Annotated in this window: 18 protein-coding genes; 10 read left to right on the forward strand and 8 right to left on the reverse strand. The window is 71.7% G+C overall.

Annotation, left to right across the window (positions count from 1 at the left end; genetic code table 11):
* Positions 1-88 precede the first annotated feature (88 nt).
* Positions 89-2269, forward strand: coding sequence for an accessory Sec system translocase SecA2 (gene secA2, locus E1286_RS15880; RefSeq protein WP_246074893.1), 2181 nt, complete (start codon positions 89-91; stop codon positions 2267-2269).
* A 13-nt stretch (positions 2270-2282) separates the two neighbouring features.
* On the opposite strand, the gene E1286_RS15885 is transcribed toward secA2, so the two are convergent.
* A complete protein-coding gene (locus E1286_RS15885; protein ID WP_132613172.1) occupies positions 2283-2879 on the reverse strand; it encodes a nucleotidyltransferase in 597 nt (198 codons plus the stop codon).
* A 70-nt stretch (positions 2880-2949) separates the two neighbouring features.
* Here E1286_RS15885 and E1286_RS15890 point away from each other — a divergent pair, with 70 nt between their 5' ends.
* Positions 2950-3435, forward strand: a complete 486-nt coding sequence (locus E1286_RS15890; RefSeq protein ID WP_132613174.1) for a DUF1360 domain-containing protein — start codon at positions 2950-2952, stop codon at positions 3433-3435.
* Between the two features lies 1 nt (position 3436).
* On the opposite strand, the gene E1286_RS15895 is transcribed toward E1286_RS15890, so the two are convergent.
* Positions 3437-4390, reverse strand: a complete 954-nt coding sequence (locus E1286_RS15895; protein WP_132613176.1) for a TIGR03557 family F420-dependent LLM class oxidoreductase — start codon at positions 4388-4390, stop codon at positions 3437-3439.
* Between the two features lie 70 nt (positions 4391-4460).
* Between E1286_RS15895 and E1286_RS47830 the strand changes: the two genes are divergently transcribed.
* Together E1286_RS47830 and E1286_RS15900 are read left to right on the forward strand one after the other, a co-directional pair.
* On the forward strand, positions 4461-4610 hold the full coding sequence (locus E1286_RS47830; protein ID WP_164903902.1) for a GPGG-motif small membrane protein: 150 nt from the start codon (positions 4461-4463) through the stop codon (positions 4608-4610).
* 145 nt (positions 4611-4755) lie between these two features.
* Complete coding sequence (locus E1286_RS15900; RefSeq protein WP_132613178.1) at positions 4756-5748, forward strand: PAS domain-containing protein; 993 nt, start codon at positions 4756-4758, stop codon at positions 5746-5748.
* A gap of 128 nt (positions 5749-5876) precedes the next feature.
* Here the strand turns inward: E1286_RS15900 and E1286_RS15905 are convergent, their stop codons facing one another.
* From E1286_RS15905 to E1286_RS15920, 4 genes are all read right to left on the reverse strand, one after another.
* Positions 5877-6113: a SpoIIE family protein phosphatase gene (locus tag E1286_RS15905; protein ID WP_165969753.1), complete on the reverse strand. Its 237-nt coding sequence runs from the start codon at positions 6111-6113 to the stop codon at positions 5877-5879.
* 90 nt (positions 6114-6203) lie between these two features.
* Positions 6204-6965 (reverse strand): metallophosphoesterase family protein, encoded by a 762-nt coding sequence (locus E1286_RS15910; protein WP_246074894.1) that lies wholly within the window; start codon positions 6963-6965, stop codon positions 6204-6206.
* Entirely contained in the window at positions 6949-7197 is a 249-nt protein-coding gene (locus tag E1286_RS15915; RefSeq protein ID WP_132613184.1) for a BON domain-containing protein, read from the reverse strand. Before E1286_RS15915 ends, E1286_RS15910 begins: the two co-directional genes overlap by 17 nt.
* A gap of 57 nt (positions 7198-7254) precedes the next feature.
* Positions 7255-8286 (reverse strand): DNA topoisomerase IB, encoded by a 1032-nt coding sequence (locus E1286_RS15920; RefSeq protein WP_246074895.1) that lies wholly within the window; start codon positions 8284-8286, stop codon positions 7255-7257.
* A gap of 55 nt (positions 8287-8341) precedes the next feature.
* On the opposite strand from E1286_RS15920, the gene E1286_RS15925 reads away from it, so the two are divergent.
* From E1286_RS15925 to E1286_RS15935, 3 genes are all read left to right on the forward strand, one after another.
* Positions 8342-8599 (forward strand): hypothetical protein, encoded by a 258-nt coding sequence (locus tag E1286_RS15925; RefSeq protein WP_132613186.1) that lies wholly within the window; start codon positions 8342-8344, stop codon positions 8597-8599.
* Positions 8600-8605: 6 nt separating this feature from the next.
* Entirely contained in the window at positions 8606-9616 is a 1011-nt protein-coding gene (locus tag E1286_RS15930; protein ID WP_132613188.1) for an SDR family oxidoreductase, read from the forward strand.
* A 124-nt stretch (positions 9617-9740) separates the two neighbouring features.
* A complete protein-coding gene (locus E1286_RS15935) occupies positions 9741-11567 on the forward strand; it encodes a transketolase (protein WP_132613190.1) in 1827 nt (608 codons plus the stop codon).
* A 163-nt stretch (positions 11568-11730) separates the two neighbouring features.
* Here E1286_RS15935 and E1286_RS15940 read toward each other — a convergent pair whose 3' ends face one another.
* Together E1286_RS15940 and E1286_RS15945 are read right to left on the reverse strand one after the other, a co-directional pair.
* A complete protein-coding gene (locus E1286_RS15940; RefSeq protein ID WP_132613192.1) occupies positions 11731-12114 on the reverse strand; it encodes a ChaB family protein in 384 nt (127 codons plus the stop codon).
* A 13-nt stretch (positions 12115-12127) separates the two neighbouring features.
* Positions 12128-12409: a hypothetical protein gene (locus E1286_RS15945; protein ID WP_111177880.1), complete on the reverse strand. Its 282-nt coding sequence runs from the start codon at positions 12407-12409 to the stop codon at positions 12128-12130.
* Positions 12410-12448: 39 nt separating this feature from the next.
* Between E1286_RS15945 and E1286_RS15950 the strand changes: the two genes are divergently transcribed.
* The 3 genes from E1286_RS15950 to E1286_RS15960 form a co-directional block, all read left to right on the forward strand.
* A complete protein-coding gene (locus E1286_RS15950) occupies positions 12449-12958 on the forward strand; it encodes a shikimate kinase (RefSeq protein ID WP_246074896.1) in 510 nt (169 codons plus the stop codon).
* Between the two features lie 13 nt (positions 12959-12971).
* On the forward strand, positions 12972-13526 hold the full coding sequence (locus E1286_RS15955; protein ID WP_132613193.1) for a GNAT family N-acetyltransferase: 555 nt from the start codon (positions 12972-12974) through the stop codon (positions 13524-13526).
* A gap of 97 nt (positions 13527-13623) precedes the next feature.
* The coding region (locus E1286_RS15960) for a protein kinase family protein (protein WP_132613194.1) at positions 13624-15767 on the forward strand (2144 nt) is incomplete at its 3' end.

Consider the following 15767-nt stretch of genomic DNA (forward strand, 5'->3'; position numbering starts at 1 on the left):
TCGACACGGGGGCCTCGGCCGAGGCATCGCAGGGAACGGTGGCAGCGAAAGGTGCGTTGGAGGGACTGTGGCCTCAATCAAGGGAATAGTGCGGAACCTCCTGGACCGGCCGGGAGGCGTCCCCCTGGCGCCGTACCAGAAGATCGTCAAGGCGGCGGGTGGCCGGGCCGAGCGCGTGCGCGGGCTCGACAAGCTGCCGGCGCCCGACATGACGGATCTGGCGGAGTTCTGCGCGGTCGCGCGCGAGGCCGCCGACCGGACCCTGGGGCTGCGCCCCTACGACGTGCAGCTGCTGGGCACGCTCGCCCTGCTCGACGGCAAGGTCGCCGAGATGGCCACCGGTGAGGGCAAGACCCTCTCCGGGGCCATGGCGGCGGCCGGCTACGCGCTGCAGGGCAAGCGGGTCCACGTGATCTCGGTCAACGACTACCTGGCCCGGCGCGACGCCGAGTGGATGGCCCCGTTCTACGAGGCGCTCGGCGTCAGCGTGGGCTGGATCGACCAGAACTCCACGCCCGAGGAGCGCCGCGAGGCGTACGCGAAGAGCGTGACGTACGGGCCGGTCAGCGAGATCGGGTTCGACGTGCTGCGCGACCGGCTGCGCACCGACCCGGAGGAGATCATCGTCCCGGCGCCCGAGGTCGCGCTCGTGGACGAGGCCGACTCGGTGCTCGTCGACGAGGCCCGCGTGCCGCTGGTGATGGCCGGCTCGACCGACCCGGGCAACGCGGTTCCGGAGATGGCGGCGCTGGTCAGGCAGCTCGTCCGCGGCTACCACTACGAGATCGACGAGCAGTCCCGCAACGTCTACCTCACCCCCAAGGGCGCCGACAGCGTCGAGAACCTCCTCGGCGTCGAGCTCTACGACGAGCACGAGCCCGGCACCCTGATCGAGCTCAACCTCGCCCTGCACGCCCACGCCCTGCTGGCCCGCGACGTCGACTACATCGTGCGCGACGGCAAGGTGCAGCTGATCAACCCCTCGCGCGGCCGGGTGGCCCTGCTGCAGCGCTGGCCCGACGGCCTGCAGGCGGCGGTGGAGGCGAAGGAGGCGCTGCCGCCGAGCGAGAAGGGCGAGATCCTCGACTCCATCACCATCCAGGGCCTGATCCGCCGCTATCCGCAGATCTGCGGCATGACCGGCACGGCGGTGGCGGTGAGCGAGCAGCTCGGCGAGTTCTACGGGCTCAAGGTCGCGGTGATCCCGCCCAACCGGCCGTGCGTGCGGACCGACGAGCCCGACCGCATCTACCCGACCGTGCCCGACAAGGACGCGGCGCTGGTGGAGGAGATCCAGGCGGTCCACGAGACGGGCCGGCCGATCCTCATCGGCACGCTCGACGTCGCCGAGTCGGAGAACCTCGCGAAGCTGCTGCAGCGGCGCGGCATGGAGCCGGTCGTGCTCAACGCGAAGAACGACGCAGAAGAGGCCGCGATCATCTCCCGGGCCGGCGAGCGCGGCGCCATCACGGTCTCCACCCAGATGGCCGGCCGCGGCACCGACATCCGCCTCGGCGACGGCGTGGCCGAGCTCGGCGGCCTCTACGTGATCGGCTCCGGCCGCCACCCCAGCAGCCGCCTCGACGACCAGCTGCGCGGGCGGGCCGGCCGCCAGGGCGACCCCGGCGGCTCGGTGTTCTTCGTCAGCGTGGAAGACGCGCTGATCACCCAGTTCGTCCCCGACGAGCGGCCGCCCGCCGCCGACCCCGACGGCGTCGTACGCCACCGGCGCGGCGCCTACCTCGTCGGCCATGCCCAGCGCGTGGCCGAGGGCGTCAACCTGGAGATCCACCGCAACACCTGGCGCTACACCCGGCTGCTGGAGCAGCAGCGCGAGCTCATCCTCGAGTGGCGCGACAAGGTGCTGCGCGGCGACGCCGCCGCGCGTGCGCTGGAGGCGGCCGACCCCGAGCGGTGGGCGGCGATGCCGGAGGAGACACGCGACGAGACGGCCCGCCAGATCGTGCTGCACGCGATCGACCGCTGCTGGACCGAGCACCTGGCGTTCCTGACCGACCTGCGCGAGGGCATCCACCTGCGCGCGCTGGGCCGGATGAGCCCGGTCGACGAGTTCCAGCGGGAGGCGGTGGCGGAGTACAAATCGCTGCTGGCCGAGGTGGAGCGGCGCTCGCTGGAGGCGTTCGAGGCCCCGGAGCCCGATCTGCGGCGGCCGGCGGCGACGTGGACCTACCTCGTGCAGGACAACCCGTTCGGCACAGAGTGGGACCGCATCCTCAAGCGGGTGTCCTCGGCCACCCGGCGAGGCTGACCCAGCTGACGAGTCACGGCCACTTGGGGTCGCCGGACGGCACGACGGGCCCGGTGAGCACGCCGAGCCGCTCCAGCAGCGTGATGAAGGTGGTCGCGTACGGCGAGTCGGCCGTCACCGCGGCCACCCGCGGCCAGTCGACCTGCTCGCGCAGCGCGCGCACCTGCGCCAGCAACGCGCCGTAGTCGCAGGCGTGCTCCGACAGGGGCAGCAGCCACGAGATCACCAGGTCGGTGGCCTGCAGCACGGGGACGATCACCGCCGACGCCTTCAGCGGCTCGGCCCGGTCGAGCAGCTCGTCGGTGATGGGCAGGTCGGACACCCGGAAGATCAGGTCCACCAGCCGGCCCTCGTCGTACGCCTTGACCAGCCAGTCCTCGGGCGGCTTGGCCGTCTGGAAGCCGAGCGCGCGCAGCGCCTCCAAGGCGGCCGGCACGTCGTGCTCGGTGACCACGAAATCCACGTCGTGCAGCGAGGGAGCGGCCCCCCGGGCATAGGCTGCGCAGCCACCGGCCAGCGCGAACTTCACCCCGGCGTCCTTCAGCCCGGAGCTGGCGCGCTTGAGGGTGTCCAGGATCGCGTCCGTGACAGCGTGCCCATGGCTGCTCATGTGGACGGGCTACCCAAACGATGGTCAAGTAGACGTTGGAAACAGGTGCTTCCGGGTAGCGCCCCAAGTTATGACCGAAATTCTAGATAAGACAGAACAGGAGTACTCCAACGGCCATGATCGGCCGCTCAAGAGCTACACCGGAATCCTCACCGCGTACGGCGGTACGGTCGCCGTGGCCACCGCCGCGGCGCTGGTCGCGGGCCGGCGGGCGCCCGATCACGTCGGCGTGATGGACCTGCTGCTCATGGCCGCCTGCACGCACAAGGTCTCGCGGCGGATGGCGAAGGACCCCGTCACCAGCCCGCTGCGCGCCCCGTTCACCCGGTACGAGGGACAGGGCGGCCCCTCCGAGGTGCGGGAGGAGCCGCGCGGCGCGCTGGGCGAGCTGCTGGCCTGCCCGTTCTGCCTGGCGCAGTGGGTGGCCACCGGGTACGCCGCCGGTCTCGTGCTGGCCCCCCGCGTGACCCGGCTGGTGGGCGCGACGATGACGGCGGTGGCGGTCTCCGACTGGTTGCAGCTCGCCTACGCGAAGATGATGAAGTCCGCCGAGTGAGCTAGCGGACCCGCGGCAGCACCTCCCGGGCGTAGAAGTCGAAGAACGCGTCCTGCTCGGGCCCGATCTGGTTGACGTATACCTCGTCGAACCCGGCGTCCACGTACTGGCGGATGGCCTGGGCGTGGACCTCGGGGTCGGGGCCGATCGGGCTGCCCGCCACCGCCTCCTCCTCGGTGACCGACTCCGCGAGCTGGGCGAAGTGGCGCGGCAGCGGCAGGATTTGCGAGGCCTCCCCCTTGATGCCCTGCGTGGGCCACAGGCGGTGCACGGTCTTGCGGGCCGTCGCCTCGTCGGCGGCGTAGCAGGCCTTGAGCCCGCCGAGGGTGGGCTTGCCCGCCCCGCCGGACTCGCGGAAGGAGCGTACGGAGTCGGCGTTCGGGGCCGTGGAGATGTAGCCGTCGGCGATGCGCCCGGCCAGCTCGGTCGACTTCTGTCCCAGGCCCGACATGAGGATGGGCGCGGGCTCGTCCGGCAGCGTGTAGAGGCGGGCGGTGTCCACGGAGTAGTGACGGCCCCTGTGCGTCACCAGCTTGCCCGTGAAGAGCTTGCGCATGATCTCGACGGCCTCTTCGAGCATCTCCAGCCGTTCGCTGAGCGGCGGCCAGCGGGACTCGACGATGTGCTCGTTCAGCGCCTCGCCGGTGCCGACGCCGAGCCGGAAGCGGCCGCCGGTGAGCGCGGCCGTGGTGGCGGTGGCGTGGGCGATGACGGCGGGGTGGGTGCGGACGAGCGGGCACGTCACGGCCGTGGCGATGGGCAGCGACGTGGCCTCGGCCAGGGCGCCGATCACGGACCAGACGAATGGCGACTGTCCCTGCTCGTCGAGCCACGGGTGGAAGTGGTCGGAGATCCACAGGGCCTCGAACCCGGCGCGTTCGGCGGCTTTCGCCTGCCGTACCAGTTCTTGCGGGCCATGTTCCTCGCACGACAGGAAATAACCGAATGTCGTCATAAAACCCCACTGCCCGTTAGTACCGGGGAAAACATGTTAAGCACCGGTTGCCTCGGGCAGTAGTTGACGCATGGCTACTTTGCTCTGGATCATCGCCGTCATTCTCGTCATCGCCGGGATCTACGTCATCCTGGCCAGGCGCGACATCCTCTGGGGGATCGTGCTGATCGTCCTCGGGTTCCTGGTGGGGCCCGGTGGTGTCAGCATCTTCAATGTCTAAAGGCGTCGCGGCACCGGTTCATCGTCCGACACGACAGGCACCGTCGCTGGGCCGATCTCCGAGAACGGCCCAGCGGCATTGCTACTTTTGCTGAAATATCAGCGTCTAACCTTCTTATTTCCCCCATCAAGGGCATGAGTGGCGTGTGACCGAATACGCGCCGCTCAGCCGTTACGAATCGGGCGCCGCCTCGGCGAGGATCCGCGAGCAGCTCGCACGGTTGCGGCAGCACATGCGCGGCGAGGCCATCGTCGCGGAGGCCACCGCCAGGCTGGCGATCAGGCTGAACATCCGTCCCGGCGAGGCGGCGCAGGAGCTCGCCAGGACGGCGCAGCACAGCGGGCTCGACCTGGTCGACGTCGCCAGGGGCGTGGAGCCCCCGCAGGAGAAGACCGAGAAGCCACCCGAGCCGCCCGGGTGGCTGCAGGGCGTCCTGGACACCGGCCACGCCTCGGTCGCCTATCTCACCCCCGTCCGCGACGCCACCGCCCGCATCGTCGATTTCCGGATCCTCGCCGCCAACGAGAGCGCCACCACCGTCGCCGGCATGAAGGGGCCGGACGTGGCCGGGCGGCGCCTGCTCTCCATCAGCCCAGGAAGCGCCGCGGGCCTGCTGGACGCCTGCGTCCGCGTCTACGAGACCGGCGAGCCCTTCTTCCGGGAGCCGCTGGAGTACGTCGAGGTCATGGACTCCGTGCTCTGGCCGGCCACGTTGAGCGTGCGCGTGGCCAAGATCGGGGACGGCATCCTGGCCACCTGGCGCCTGCTGGACGAGGAGGAGCTACTCGTCTCGGGCTGGGAACGCGCCCAGCGCCTGGCCGAGTTCGGCTGGGCCGAGTGGAACCTGGCCTCGGACCACACGCTGTGGACGCCCCAGATGTACGAGATGTTCGGGCGCGACCGTTCCGAGGGCCCGATGGCGCTGGAGGACCTGCCCACGGCGGTGATCCCGGACGACGTGCCCGTCGTGGAGGAGCAGCTGCGCTCGCTGCTGGAGTTCCGTGAGGCGGTCGAGACGGAGTACCGCGTCCTGCACCGGCACGGGGTGCGGCATCTCAGCATGTTCAGCGAGCCGATCCTCGACGCGAACGGCGTGCCGGTCAAGGTGCGCTGCCTGGCCAAGGACGTGACCCGCTGATCGACTGCCTGCTGCGGGAGCTGGGGGTCGAGACGGCCGAGGACGACCAGGCGCACAAGCAGCGCCAGCGGGCCGAGGAGGAGCATCAAATCACCGTCCAGGCCGCCTGGCCACCTGGCTGAACGACCTCATCGGCTGGGCGGCGCGCCCGTGTACGCCAGCCCGGCCAGGCCGGCGCGCGTCTGGAGCATGACGCTCGCCGCGGTCAGCCCGTGCCCCATGGCGTCGCCGATGGCGACGAGCACCCTGCCGTCGGGGATCTGGCCAACCTTGAACCAGTCGCCGCCCAGCCGCCAGAGGTCCTCGCCGGGCAGGTAGCGCACCGCGGCGGTCACCCCGGGCAGGTGCACGATGCCGCGCCGCATCGGCAGGATCGTGTTCTGCAGACAGCCGGCGCAGGGAGCGCGCCCTGGCCGTGGCGCACCAGACATCTGCGTCCTCGCCCTGCGCGTGTTCTAGTGCTGGTGCTCGTCGTGTGAGGGGCTCTCGGCGCAGGTCAGGCAGTAGACCGCGTACGCCCTGCCGAGCACCGGCAGGGCCACGTTGCGGACCCTGATGCCGCCCGGCGTCATGCCCTTCTCGCTGCCCTTGTGCGCGTGGCCGTGCAGGATGAGGTCGGCGCCCGCCGTGTCGACCGCCTCGGCCAGCAGGTAGCTGCCGAGGAAGGGGTAGATCTCGTGGGGCTCGCCCTCCAGCGTCTCCTTGATCGGGGAGTAGTGGGAGAGCACCACGCGCTGGTCGGCCTCCATCTCCTTGAGCGCCATCTTCCAGGACTCGGCGATGCCGCGCGTGTGGGAGACGAAGTTCTTGATCTCGCGCTCGCCGAACTCGCTGGCGCACTTGCCCGCGAAGCCGCCGCCGAAGCCCTTGCCGCCGACCACGCCCAGCTTGTGCTCGCCGCACTGGATCACCACGCCGTCGTCGTTGAGCACGATGACGCCCGCGTCACGCAGCTCGTCGGCGATCTCGTGCTCCAGGTCGGAGTGGTAGTCGTGGTTGCCGAGCACCGTGACGACGGGGATGGGCAGGCCGCGCAGCTCGTCGGCCACGAGTTTGCCCTCCTCGAGAGTGCCGTGCCGGGTCAGGTCGCCCGCGAGCATGAACACGTCCGCGCGCTCCTCGATGCCGACGAGCTTCTTGCGGTACTGGCCTCTGACGTCCTCTCCCAGGTGGATGTCGCCCACGGCCGCTATGCGCAGGTCAGTCAAGGTGCTCATCCTCCCCCGGCTCGGTGGCCTCGACGACGTTGATCTCGTTGTGCACGTGGAGCTCGGGCGCGGTCTCGTGCGCGACCTGGCCGAGCCTTTCGCGCTGCTCGGACCCGCTGACCTGGCCGCGCAGGAACAGCTGGTCGCCTCTGATGTCGACGCGAATTCCGAGCTCGTGCGTGCGTCCGTCCTCGGCCAGCGCCTGCTGGACACGGGCCGCGACGTACTGCGGAGCTTCCATCGGCTCGCCTCCTTCCTCAAGTCGCCGCATGCCCGGGGACGAACAGCTCAAACGACTTCAAATACCGCGTATCAGTTCTATGACCGCCCGTTCGACGGGACCCGCCGTGGCGAGCTGCCCGAAGTCCGCGTCCGCCCCCAGCTCGGTCAGCGCCGCCGCGATCGTCCGGTCCCGGTCGTACGCCTCCACCACGCGCGGATCCACGTACGACGCCCTCGCCACGGTCGGCGTGTTGCCCAGGTATTCGGAGACCTCCCGCATCACCCGGGTGATCGCCCGTTTCCTGCCGCCCGGCCCCGTCCGGCCCGCCGGCCGGGACACCGCGAGGCCGACCGCCGCGAGCACCGTGGCGTGCCAGGTGCGGAAGTCCTTCGCGGTGACCTCGTAGCCGATGATCTCGCGCAGGTACTCGTTGATGTCCTCGCTGCGCACGTCGTTCCAGCCGCCGGCGTGCCGGTAGCGCAGCAGCTCGCCGTCCACGCCCAGCGCCTTGAGCGAGCGCAGCACCTTGCACGCGCCCGGGTCGGCCACCTCGACCTCGCGCGGGATGTCGCCCTTGGCCTGGTAGGAGCAGACGACGATGCCGTTCGCGCAGGTGACGTGATCCATCCTGAGTGTGGCCAGCCCGTAGGTGTCGTAGCTCTCACCGCCGATGCGGAAGAAGCCGATGTCGAGCAGCCGGGCGGCGGCGGCCAGGACTCGCTGCCGGGTCAGCCCGCGCCCCTTGAGCTGGTCGTCCACGGTCTTCCTGAACGCGGGCAGCCGCTCGGCGACCTCCAGCACCCGGTCGAACTTCGCCCGGTCCTGCTGTTCACGCCAGGTGTCGTGGTAGCGGTACTGGCGCCGCCCGGCGGAGTCGGTGCCGACGGCCTGCAGATGGCCGTGGGGCGAGGCGCAGATCCAGACGTCCGCCCAGGCCGGGGGGATGGCCAGGGACCTGATGCGCTCCAGCGTCTCGCGGTCGCGCACGGGCCGGCCGTCGGGGCCGACGTAACCGAACCCGCGCCCCCGCCGACGCCGGATGATGCCCGGCTCACTCTGGTCGCTGAGGTGCAGGTCGACGTCGTTCCGGACAGCTTGCTCGGGCACGTTGCGCGGCTACCCACGACGTTAGGCCGCAAACGGCACGGGCAGGTGATGCGGCATGCATGACAACGGAAAGTGGCACGAGGAGCGGGATTCCCGAGGGCACGCCATGGTGCCCGCCACCCCGCGCGACGTGGTGCACATCAGGGTGGGCTCCTTCCTGCTGGTGTTCCTGTTCGCGTTCGCGGTGCTCGGTGTGATCACCGGGGCTGTGGTGTTGAGCGGCATCGCGGTCGTGCTGGCCGTCCTGACGGTGATCGACATCACCCTGGCGGTACGACGGCAGAAACGGCGGAGCGACGGAGAGGCGGGCTGACCCGGCATGGCACCACTTCGAGGGCGGGTGGCGGTGGTGACGGGCGCGAGCGGCGGTGTCGGGCGTGCCGTCGCCAGGGAGCTGGGCGCGCGCGGGGCCAAGGTGGCCCTGATCGCCCGGGGCACGGCCGGGCTCGGAGCCGCGGCGGTGGACGTCGGGGCCGAGGGCGGCACGGGCCTCAGCTACGAGGCCGACATGGCCGACTACGACCAGGTACGGAGCGCGGCCGAGCGCATCGAGGCGGAGATGGGGCCGATTTCCGTATGGATCAACACTGCTTTTTCATCAGTTTTCGCGAAATTCTCCGACATATCCGCCGATGAGTATGAACGTACGACCGCGGTGACCTACCTGGGCTACGTCTGGGGCACCAAGGTGGCCCTGGACCTGATGCGTCCGCGCAACGCCGGCACGATCGTCCAGACCGGCTCCGCCCTGTCGTACCGGGGCATCCCCCTGCAGTCGGCGTACTGCGGCGCCAAGCACGCCATCAAGGGCTTCACCGAGTCGGTCCGCACGGAGCTGCTGGCCGACCGCAGCGGCATCGACATCACCCTCGTGCAACTGCCCGCGGTGAACACGCCCCAGTTCGAGTGGGTGCTGTCCAAGCTGCGCCGCCACCCCCAGCCTGTTCCCCCGATCTACCAGCCGGAGGTCGCGGCCCGCGCGATCGTGCACGCGGCCGAGCACCCCGAGCGCAAGGAGTACTGGGTGGGCGCCAGCACGGCCGCCACCCTCCTGGCCCAGCGCGTGGCCCCCGCTCTGGTGGACCGGTACTTGGCGAGAACCGGCACGAAGTCGCAGCAGACCGACGAGAAGGAGCCGACCGGCGTGGCCAACCTGTGGCAGCCGGCCGACGAGTCCGCCGACTACGGCGCCCACGGCGCGTTCGACGACCGCTCGCACGGGCGCAGCGTGCAGTTCTGGCTGTCCAAGAACCGCCGCCCGGTGCTCGTGACGCTGGCGGGGGGCGCGGCGGCGGCCGCTCTGGCCGCGCTGCGCGCCAGGCGCGCCTGAAACCGGCTCGGGCCTCCTCGGGCCTCCTCCGGCCTCCTCGGGCCTCCTCGGGCATCGGGACGGCCGCGTTAAGCCCGCCGGGCGCGGGTAGGCGTGGCTGGAATCCGTATCGAGGAGGTCCATGATGCCCGAACGCGATCTGCAGTACCTGGCCGACCTGGCGGCGCAACTGCGCGTCGACTCCGTACGGGCCGCGGACGAGGCGGGCTCCGGCCATCCGACCTCGTCCATGTCGGCGGCCGACCTGATGGCCGTGCTGTTCGCCCGGCACCTGCGCTACGACTTCACCGAGCCGGGCAACCCGGCCAACGACCACCTGATCTTCTCCAAGGGACACGCCTCTCCCCTGCTGTACGCGCTCTACAAGGCGGCGGGAGCGATCTCCGACGAAGAGCTGCTGTCGTTCCGGCGCAGGGGCAGCCGGCTGGAGGGGCACCCCACGCCCCGGCTGCCCTGGGTGGACGTCGCCACCGGCTCGCTCGGCCAGGGCCTGCCCGTGGGAGTGGGCCTCGCCATGGCCGGACGGCTGGAACGCATGCCGTACCGGGTCTGGGTGTTGTGCGGCGACAGCGAGCTGGCGGAGGGCTCCATCTGGGAGGCCGCCGAGCACGCGGGCACCGAGGGGCTGGACAACCTGACGGCGATCGTGGACGTCAACCGGCTCGGCCAGCGCGGCCCCACCCGCCACGGCTGGGACACCGGCGCCTACGCGCGCAGGTTCGCCGCGTTCGGGTGGCACACGATCGAGGTCGACGGACACGACCCCGCGCAGATCGACTACGCCCTGGAGGATGCTTGCGGCACCCGCCGCCGGCCCACCGTCGTCCTGGCCAAGACCCGCAAGGGCGAGGGCGTGCAGGACGTCGCCAACCGCGAGGGCGCCCACGGCAAGCCGCTCAAGGACGCCGCCCAGGCCATCGAGGAGCTCGGCGGCGTTCGCGACGTCCGCGTCCAGGTGCGGGCGCCGGAGGCGAACGGCTCGCCGTTCCGGTTCGAGGACGGGAAGCTGGAGCTGCCCGCGTACGACATGGGCGACGAGGTCGCCACCCGGACGGCGTACGGTCAGGCGCTGGAGGCGCTCGGCGCGGCCCGTGGCGACGTCGTGGCGCTGGACGGCGAGGTGGCCGACTCCACCAAGGCCGAGGCGTTCGCCAAGGCGTTCCCCGAGCGGTTCTTCGAGATGTTCATCGCCGAGCAGCAGCTCGTGGCGGCCGCCGTCGGGCTGCAGGTGCGCGGGTGGAAGCCGTACGCGGCGACGTTCGCGGCGTTCCTCACCCGGGCGTACGACTTCATCCGGATGGCCGCGGTGAGCCGGGCGTCCGTGAAGCTGGTCGGCTCGCACGCGGGCGTCGCGATCGGCGAGGACGGGCCGTCCCAGATGGGGCTGGAGGACCTGGCCATGCTGCGGGCCGTGCACGGCAGCACCGTGCTCTACCCGTGCGACGCCAACCAGACGGCGGCGCTGACGGCCGAGATGGCGGACCTGGAGGGGATCTCCTACCTGCGGACCACGCGCGGCGACACGCCGGTCATCTACCCGCCGGGCGAGCGGTTCCCGGTGGGCGGCTCACGGGTGCTGCGCCAGTCCCCCGCTGACCGGGCCACGATCGTGGCCGCCGGGGTCACCGTGCACGAGGCGCTGGCGGCGGCCGACGAGCTGCGCGCGTCCGGGGTGCCGGTCGGGGTCATCGACCTGTACTCGGTCAAGCCCGTGGACACGGCGGCGCTGGCTGAGGCGGCCACCACCACCGGCAACCTGATCACGGTCGAGGACCACCGGATCGAGGGCGGGCTGGGCGACGCCGTCATGGACGCGGTGAGCGAGCTCGGTCCGCGGGTGGTGAAGCTGGCGGTGACCGACCTGCCCGGCTCGGCGACCCCGCGGGAGCAGCTCGCCGACGCCGGCATCGACCGCAACGCCATCGCCGGGGCCGTCAAGCGGCTGCTGTGACGAGCACGAAGAAGCCGGCGACCCGGCCGGCCGGGCGGCGCGTCCACGAAGGAGCCGGCGAGCGGGGCGAGCGGTGGTGCGCCCACGAAGAAGGAGCCGGCGAGCGGGGCGGGCGGTGGTTCACCGCCGCCCCCTCGCCGGCTCCTGACGGCCGGGGCTCCGGTCAGCGGGACTTGGCCGTGGCCTTGCGGTTCGCCTTCTTGATGGCGTCGACCAGCTCCTGCTTCTTCATCTTCGAACGGCCCTTGACGCCCAGCTTGGCGGCCACGTCCTGCAGGTGCTCCTTGCTGGCGTTGGCGTCGACCCCCTCGGCGGTCCGGCCCGACCGGTCCGTCGCGCCCTTGTCCGAGGGGCCCTTCTTGGACTTCGGCTCCCAGTGGTCTCCCACCTTCTCGAAGGAGTGCTTGAGCGCCGCGAAGGCCGTCATGTGGGCGCGCCGCCCCTCTCCGTACTCCTTGACCGCGGAGTCGTGCGCCTTGATCCACGTGTTCTGCGCCTTCTTCGGCGAGCGCTTGATGGTCGAAGGCAGTTCTTCGACTGCTGGCATTCCGTTTCACCTCCTACAGCGGCGGTTCGTCGTAGTGCCTCCGCTCCTCGTACACGGTGGTGCGGCGAGCCTCGGGCTCCTCGTAGATCTCGTGGCGGTGCACCGGCTCGTCGATGGGGCCGACCGCCCTGCGCGTCACGCTGATCCGGTAGATGCCGAACCCGAGTCCGACCAGGCCACCGAGCATGAGGATCACGCCGACTACGTTGATGTCGAGGCCGGCGAGGTCGAACTCGACGGCCCAGGTGAGGATCGCCCCGAGCATGATGAGGATGATGCTTCCGGCGATGGTCATCAGATTTACCTCCTTGACACGAAGGACACCCCTATCCACATGTCGAAAAACAAACCCGTCGTGGTGATCGGACTGATGGGCTCCGGCAAGACGACCGCGGGCCGGCTGATCGGCGAGGCGCTCGGCCTGCCGTTGAGCGACAGCGACCCGTACCTGAAGGCCAGGCACGGAGGGACGGCCGCGCAGATCGCCGCCGGGGAGGGCGCCGAGGCATTGCACCGGTACGAGGCCGAGCACGTGCTGCACGAGCTTGGGGGCGAGCCGAAGGTGATCGCGGCGGCGGCCAGCACGGTGGAGGATCCGCGGGTGCGCACGGCGCTGAAGCAGGCGTTCGTGGTCTGGCTGGACGCCGCCGACGAGGTGCTGGCCGAGCGGATGCGATCCAGCGACCACCGGCCCGACTTCGGCCCGGCGGCGATGCGGGCCCGGCGCGAGCCGTACTTCCGTGAGGTGGCGGACGCGGTCTACGACGTCGGCGAGCTCCGCCCCGAGCAGGTGCGCGACGCGGTGCTGCGGGACCTCGGTTCGCCCGCCGCCGATCAGGCGTGATAGACCACGGGGGATGTTCGCCGACAAGCCCACGCTCACGGGAGAGCGCGTCACCCTGGTCCCGGTCGGCCCCGAGCACGCCGAGGGCCTGGTCGAGCTGATCTCCGACCCCGAGGTGCGCAGGCTGAGCGGCTCGCACGCCGGGGTCGACGCCGGCCTGGCCCGCCAGTGGTACGCCACCCGCGCCGGCCAGCCCAACCGCCTAGACCTCGCGATCACGGCCGGCGGCGCGTACGTCGGCGAGGTCGTGCTCAACGAGGTCGACACCGCCAACCTGTCGTGCAACCTGCGCATCGCCCTGATCGGCCCACGGGTCTTCGGCAAGGGCTACGGCAGCGAGGCCATCGAGCTGGTCCTCGCCCACGCCTTCCGCACCACGCCGCTGCACCGGATCAGGCTCAGCGTCTACGCCTTCAACGACCGCGCCCGGCACGTCTACGAGAAGGCCGGATTCGTCGCCGAGGGCGTCGAACGCGACGCCCTGCTGTGGGACGGCGCCTGGCACGACTGCGTGCTCATGGCCGTCCTGCGGCCGGATTGGCAGGCAAGATCCGGAAGGCTGGCATAATGATCATGGCGCCGGGGTCCCCCGAGGCGCGCGGGGGACCTGTGGCGTCGTTTTTGCCAACCATTGGGTGGTGTCGTGCATCTAAGCTGCAGTGACGATGCGCTTGGTGCCTGGTGACCCGGAAAGGCTTGGCGGCCTCTGGCTGGCCGCCAGGCTGGGCGCGGGCGGGAGCGGCGTGGTCTACGACGCCTACGACGACGAGGGCCGCAGGTTCGCCGTCACCGTCCCTCGGGGTGAGGCGAGCGCTCAGGAGTTCTCCGGAGTGCCCTGCCGGCACCTGGCGGAGGTGGTCGCCGTCGGCGTCGACGGCGGCGTCCCGTACGTCGTCAGCGAGTTCGTCGACGGCCCCGATCTGCGGCGTGCCGTCGAGCTGCACGGCCCGTACACCGGTGACGAGCTGGTGGCGCTGGCCGGGGCGCTCGCGTCCGCCCTGGACGCGTTGCACGCGGCCGGGCTGGCGCATCGCGGGCTGAACCCGGGCAACGTGCTGCTGGCCCCCGGCGGGCCCAAGGTGATCGAGCTGGGGCTCCCGGCCGGGGAGACGGTCGGCGGGGCGTACACGTACCTGGCGCCCGAGGTGGTGACCGGGCAGGAGGCCGAGGCGGCGGCTGACGTGTTCGCGTGGGGCGCGGTGGTGCTGTTCGCGGCCACCGGGCGCGACCCGTTCCGCGGCGAAAGCCTGGGCGGCGTGATGAGACGGCTGCTCACCGCCGACCCCGATCTGAGCTGCCTGCCGGCGCCGCTGGGCGAGCTGGTCGGGCGGGCGCTGGCCAAGGATCCGGCCGAGCGGCCGGCGGCGTCCGAGCTGCTGGTCGAGAGCGCCGTCGAGCTGGGCCCGCCCGAAGGCCACGTACGCCCGCCGTCGCTGGGCGAGACGGCCGAGCGGGTCTACCTGTCGCTCACGCCCGCCCAGCAGCAGGAGGTGCCGGGGCTGCTGCTGCGCCTGCTCGACGGCGACAGCCCCCACGACGAGGGTGACGTGCTGGCCCCGCTCATGGAGGCCGGCCTCGTCGTACGCCGCAGCGTGCGCGTGCCGCCCGCCGAGACCGCCGTCGGCAAGCTGGTGGCCGTCAGCGACGACCGGGTGGCGCCCGCCAGCGCCGCGCTCTACCGCGCCTGGCCACGGCTGCGCGGCTGGGTCGCCGACGAGCGCGACGGCCTGCCGGTGCACCGCCGCATCCGCGAGGCCGCCCGTCACTGGTCGGAGCACCGCCGCGGGCGCGGCCACCTGCTGCGCGGCGCCGAGCTCGACACGGCGCTCGGCTGGGCCGCCACCAAGCGCCGCCACCTGCGGCTCAACCAGCTCGAACGCGACTTCATCGCCGACAGCGTGGCGCAGTCCAAGCAGCGCAGGAAGCTGCTGGCGCCGTCGATGGCGACGCTGGGTGCGCTGCTGGCGGCGGCGGTGACGATGTCCGTGGTGTCGGTGCAGGGGCAGAACGACCTGCGCGTACGCGTCATCGAGGCCGACGCCCGGGCCGTGGCCGCCAGGGCGGAGTCGCTGCGGACGTCCGACCCGCGGACCGCGATGCGGCTGAGCGTGGCCGCGTGGCGGCTGTCGCCGGTGCCGGAGGCGCGAGCGGCGCTGCAGGCCTCGCTCGTGCAGCCGGAGCTGGCCGTCTTCACCGCTCCCGGGGCCGAGCCGGGAGCCCGCCACGTGCTCCGCGGTGACGAGCTCGTCAGATGGGACACCGGCGGGGTCACCGTCTGGGACGTCGTCGGCGGACGGGGGCCGGCGTCGTACCGGCTGCCGGCGGGCAGCGCGGCGCTGAGTGGCGACGGCCGGTACGCCGAGGACGCGGACGGGCGGCCGTTCGAGGTGGCCACCGGGCGGGCGCCCGCCGGGACGACGGTCTTCGCGATCGGGCGGGGCAACCGGACCAAGGTGTATCGGGGCACGCGCGTGCTGTTCGACGTGGCCGACCGGAAGGCGGCGATCTCGCCCGACGGGTCCAGGGTGGCGTTGTCGGGGCTGGACGGCCGGGTGGAGCTGTGGGAGGTCGCGCCGCGGCGGGCGCGGGTCGGGGTCGTGAAGGTCGAGCCGCTCACGGGCGCCGACGTCTCCGCGCCGGCCGTGGCGTTCAGCCCGTCGGGCACCACGCTGGCCGTGGCCGGGCGCGACGGGGTGACGCTCGTGGAGGCCGGCGTACGCGGCGTGACGCCCTCTACCAAGTATCCCCACCCCGTCACCGCCACCCGCACTCCTCCGGACTCCGGCCGGACCCTCGACCGCCTCTCCCC

Source organism: Nonomuraea terrae (assembly GCF_004348995.1).
Classification (GTDB): domain Bacteria; phylum Actinomycetota; class Actinomycetes; order Streptosporangiales; family Streptosporangiaceae; genus Nonomuraea; species Nonomuraea terrae.

Excerpts from the sequence above, each read along its gene's own strand:
- E1286_RS15885 (WP_132613172.1), bottom strand. The coding sequence starts at position 2,879 with ATGAGCAGCCATGGGCACGCTGTCACGGACGCGATCCTGGACACCCTC.
- E1286_RS15890 (WP_132613174.1), top strand. The coding sequence starts at position 2,950 with ATGACCGAAATTCTAGATAAGACAGAACAGGAGTACTCCAACGGCCAT.
- E1286_RS15895 (WP_132613176.1), bottom strand. The coding sequence starts at position 4,390 with ATGACGACATTCGGTTATTTCCTGTCGTGCGAGGAACATGGCCCGCAA.
- E1286_RS47830 (WP_164903902.1), top strand. The coding sequence starts at position 4,461 with ATGGCTACTTTGCTCTGGATCATCGCCGTCATTCTCGTCATCGCCGGG.
- E1286_RS15905 (WP_165969753.1), bottom strand. The coding sequence starts at position 6,113 with ATGCGGCGCGGCATCGTGCACCTGCCCGGGGTGACCGCCGCGGTGCGC.
- E1286_RS15910 (WP_246074894.1), bottom strand. The coding sequence starts at position 6,965 with ATGAGCACCTTGACTGACCTGCGCATAGCGGCCGTGGGCGACATCCAC.
- E1286_RS15915 (WP_132613184.1), bottom strand. The coding sequence starts at position 7,197 with ATGGAAGCTCCGCAGTACGTCGCGGCCCGTGTCCAGCAGGCGCTGGCC.
- E1286_RS15925 (WP_132613186.1), top strand. The coding sequence starts at position 8,342 with ATGCATGACAACGGAAAGTGGCACGAGGAGCGGGATTCCCGAGGGCAC.
- E1286_RS15930 (WP_132613188.1), top strand. The coding sequence starts at position 8,606 with ATGGCACCACTTCGAGGGCGGGTGGCGGTGGTGACGGGCGCGAGCGGC.
- E1286_RS15935 (WP_132613190.1), top strand. The coding sequence starts at position 9,741 with ATGCCCGAACGCGATCTGCAGTACCTGGCCGACCTGGCGGCGCAACTG.
- E1286_RS15940 (WP_132613192.1), bottom strand. The coding sequence starts at position 12,114 with ATGCCAGCAGTCGAAGAACTGCCTTCGACCATCAAGCGCTCGCCGAAG.
- E1286_RS15945 (WP_111177880.1), bottom strand. The coding sequence starts at position 12,409 with ATGACCATCGCCGGAAGCATCATCCTCATCATGCTCGGGGCGATCCTC.
- E1286_RS15950 (WP_246074896.1), top strand. The coding sequence starts at position 12,449 with ATGTCGAAAAACAAACCCGTCGTGGTGATCGGACTGATGGGCTCCGGC.
- E1286_RS15955 (WP_132613193.1), top strand. The coding sequence starts at position 12,972 with ATGTTCGCCGACAAGCCCACGCTCACGGGAGAGCGCGTCACCCTGGTC.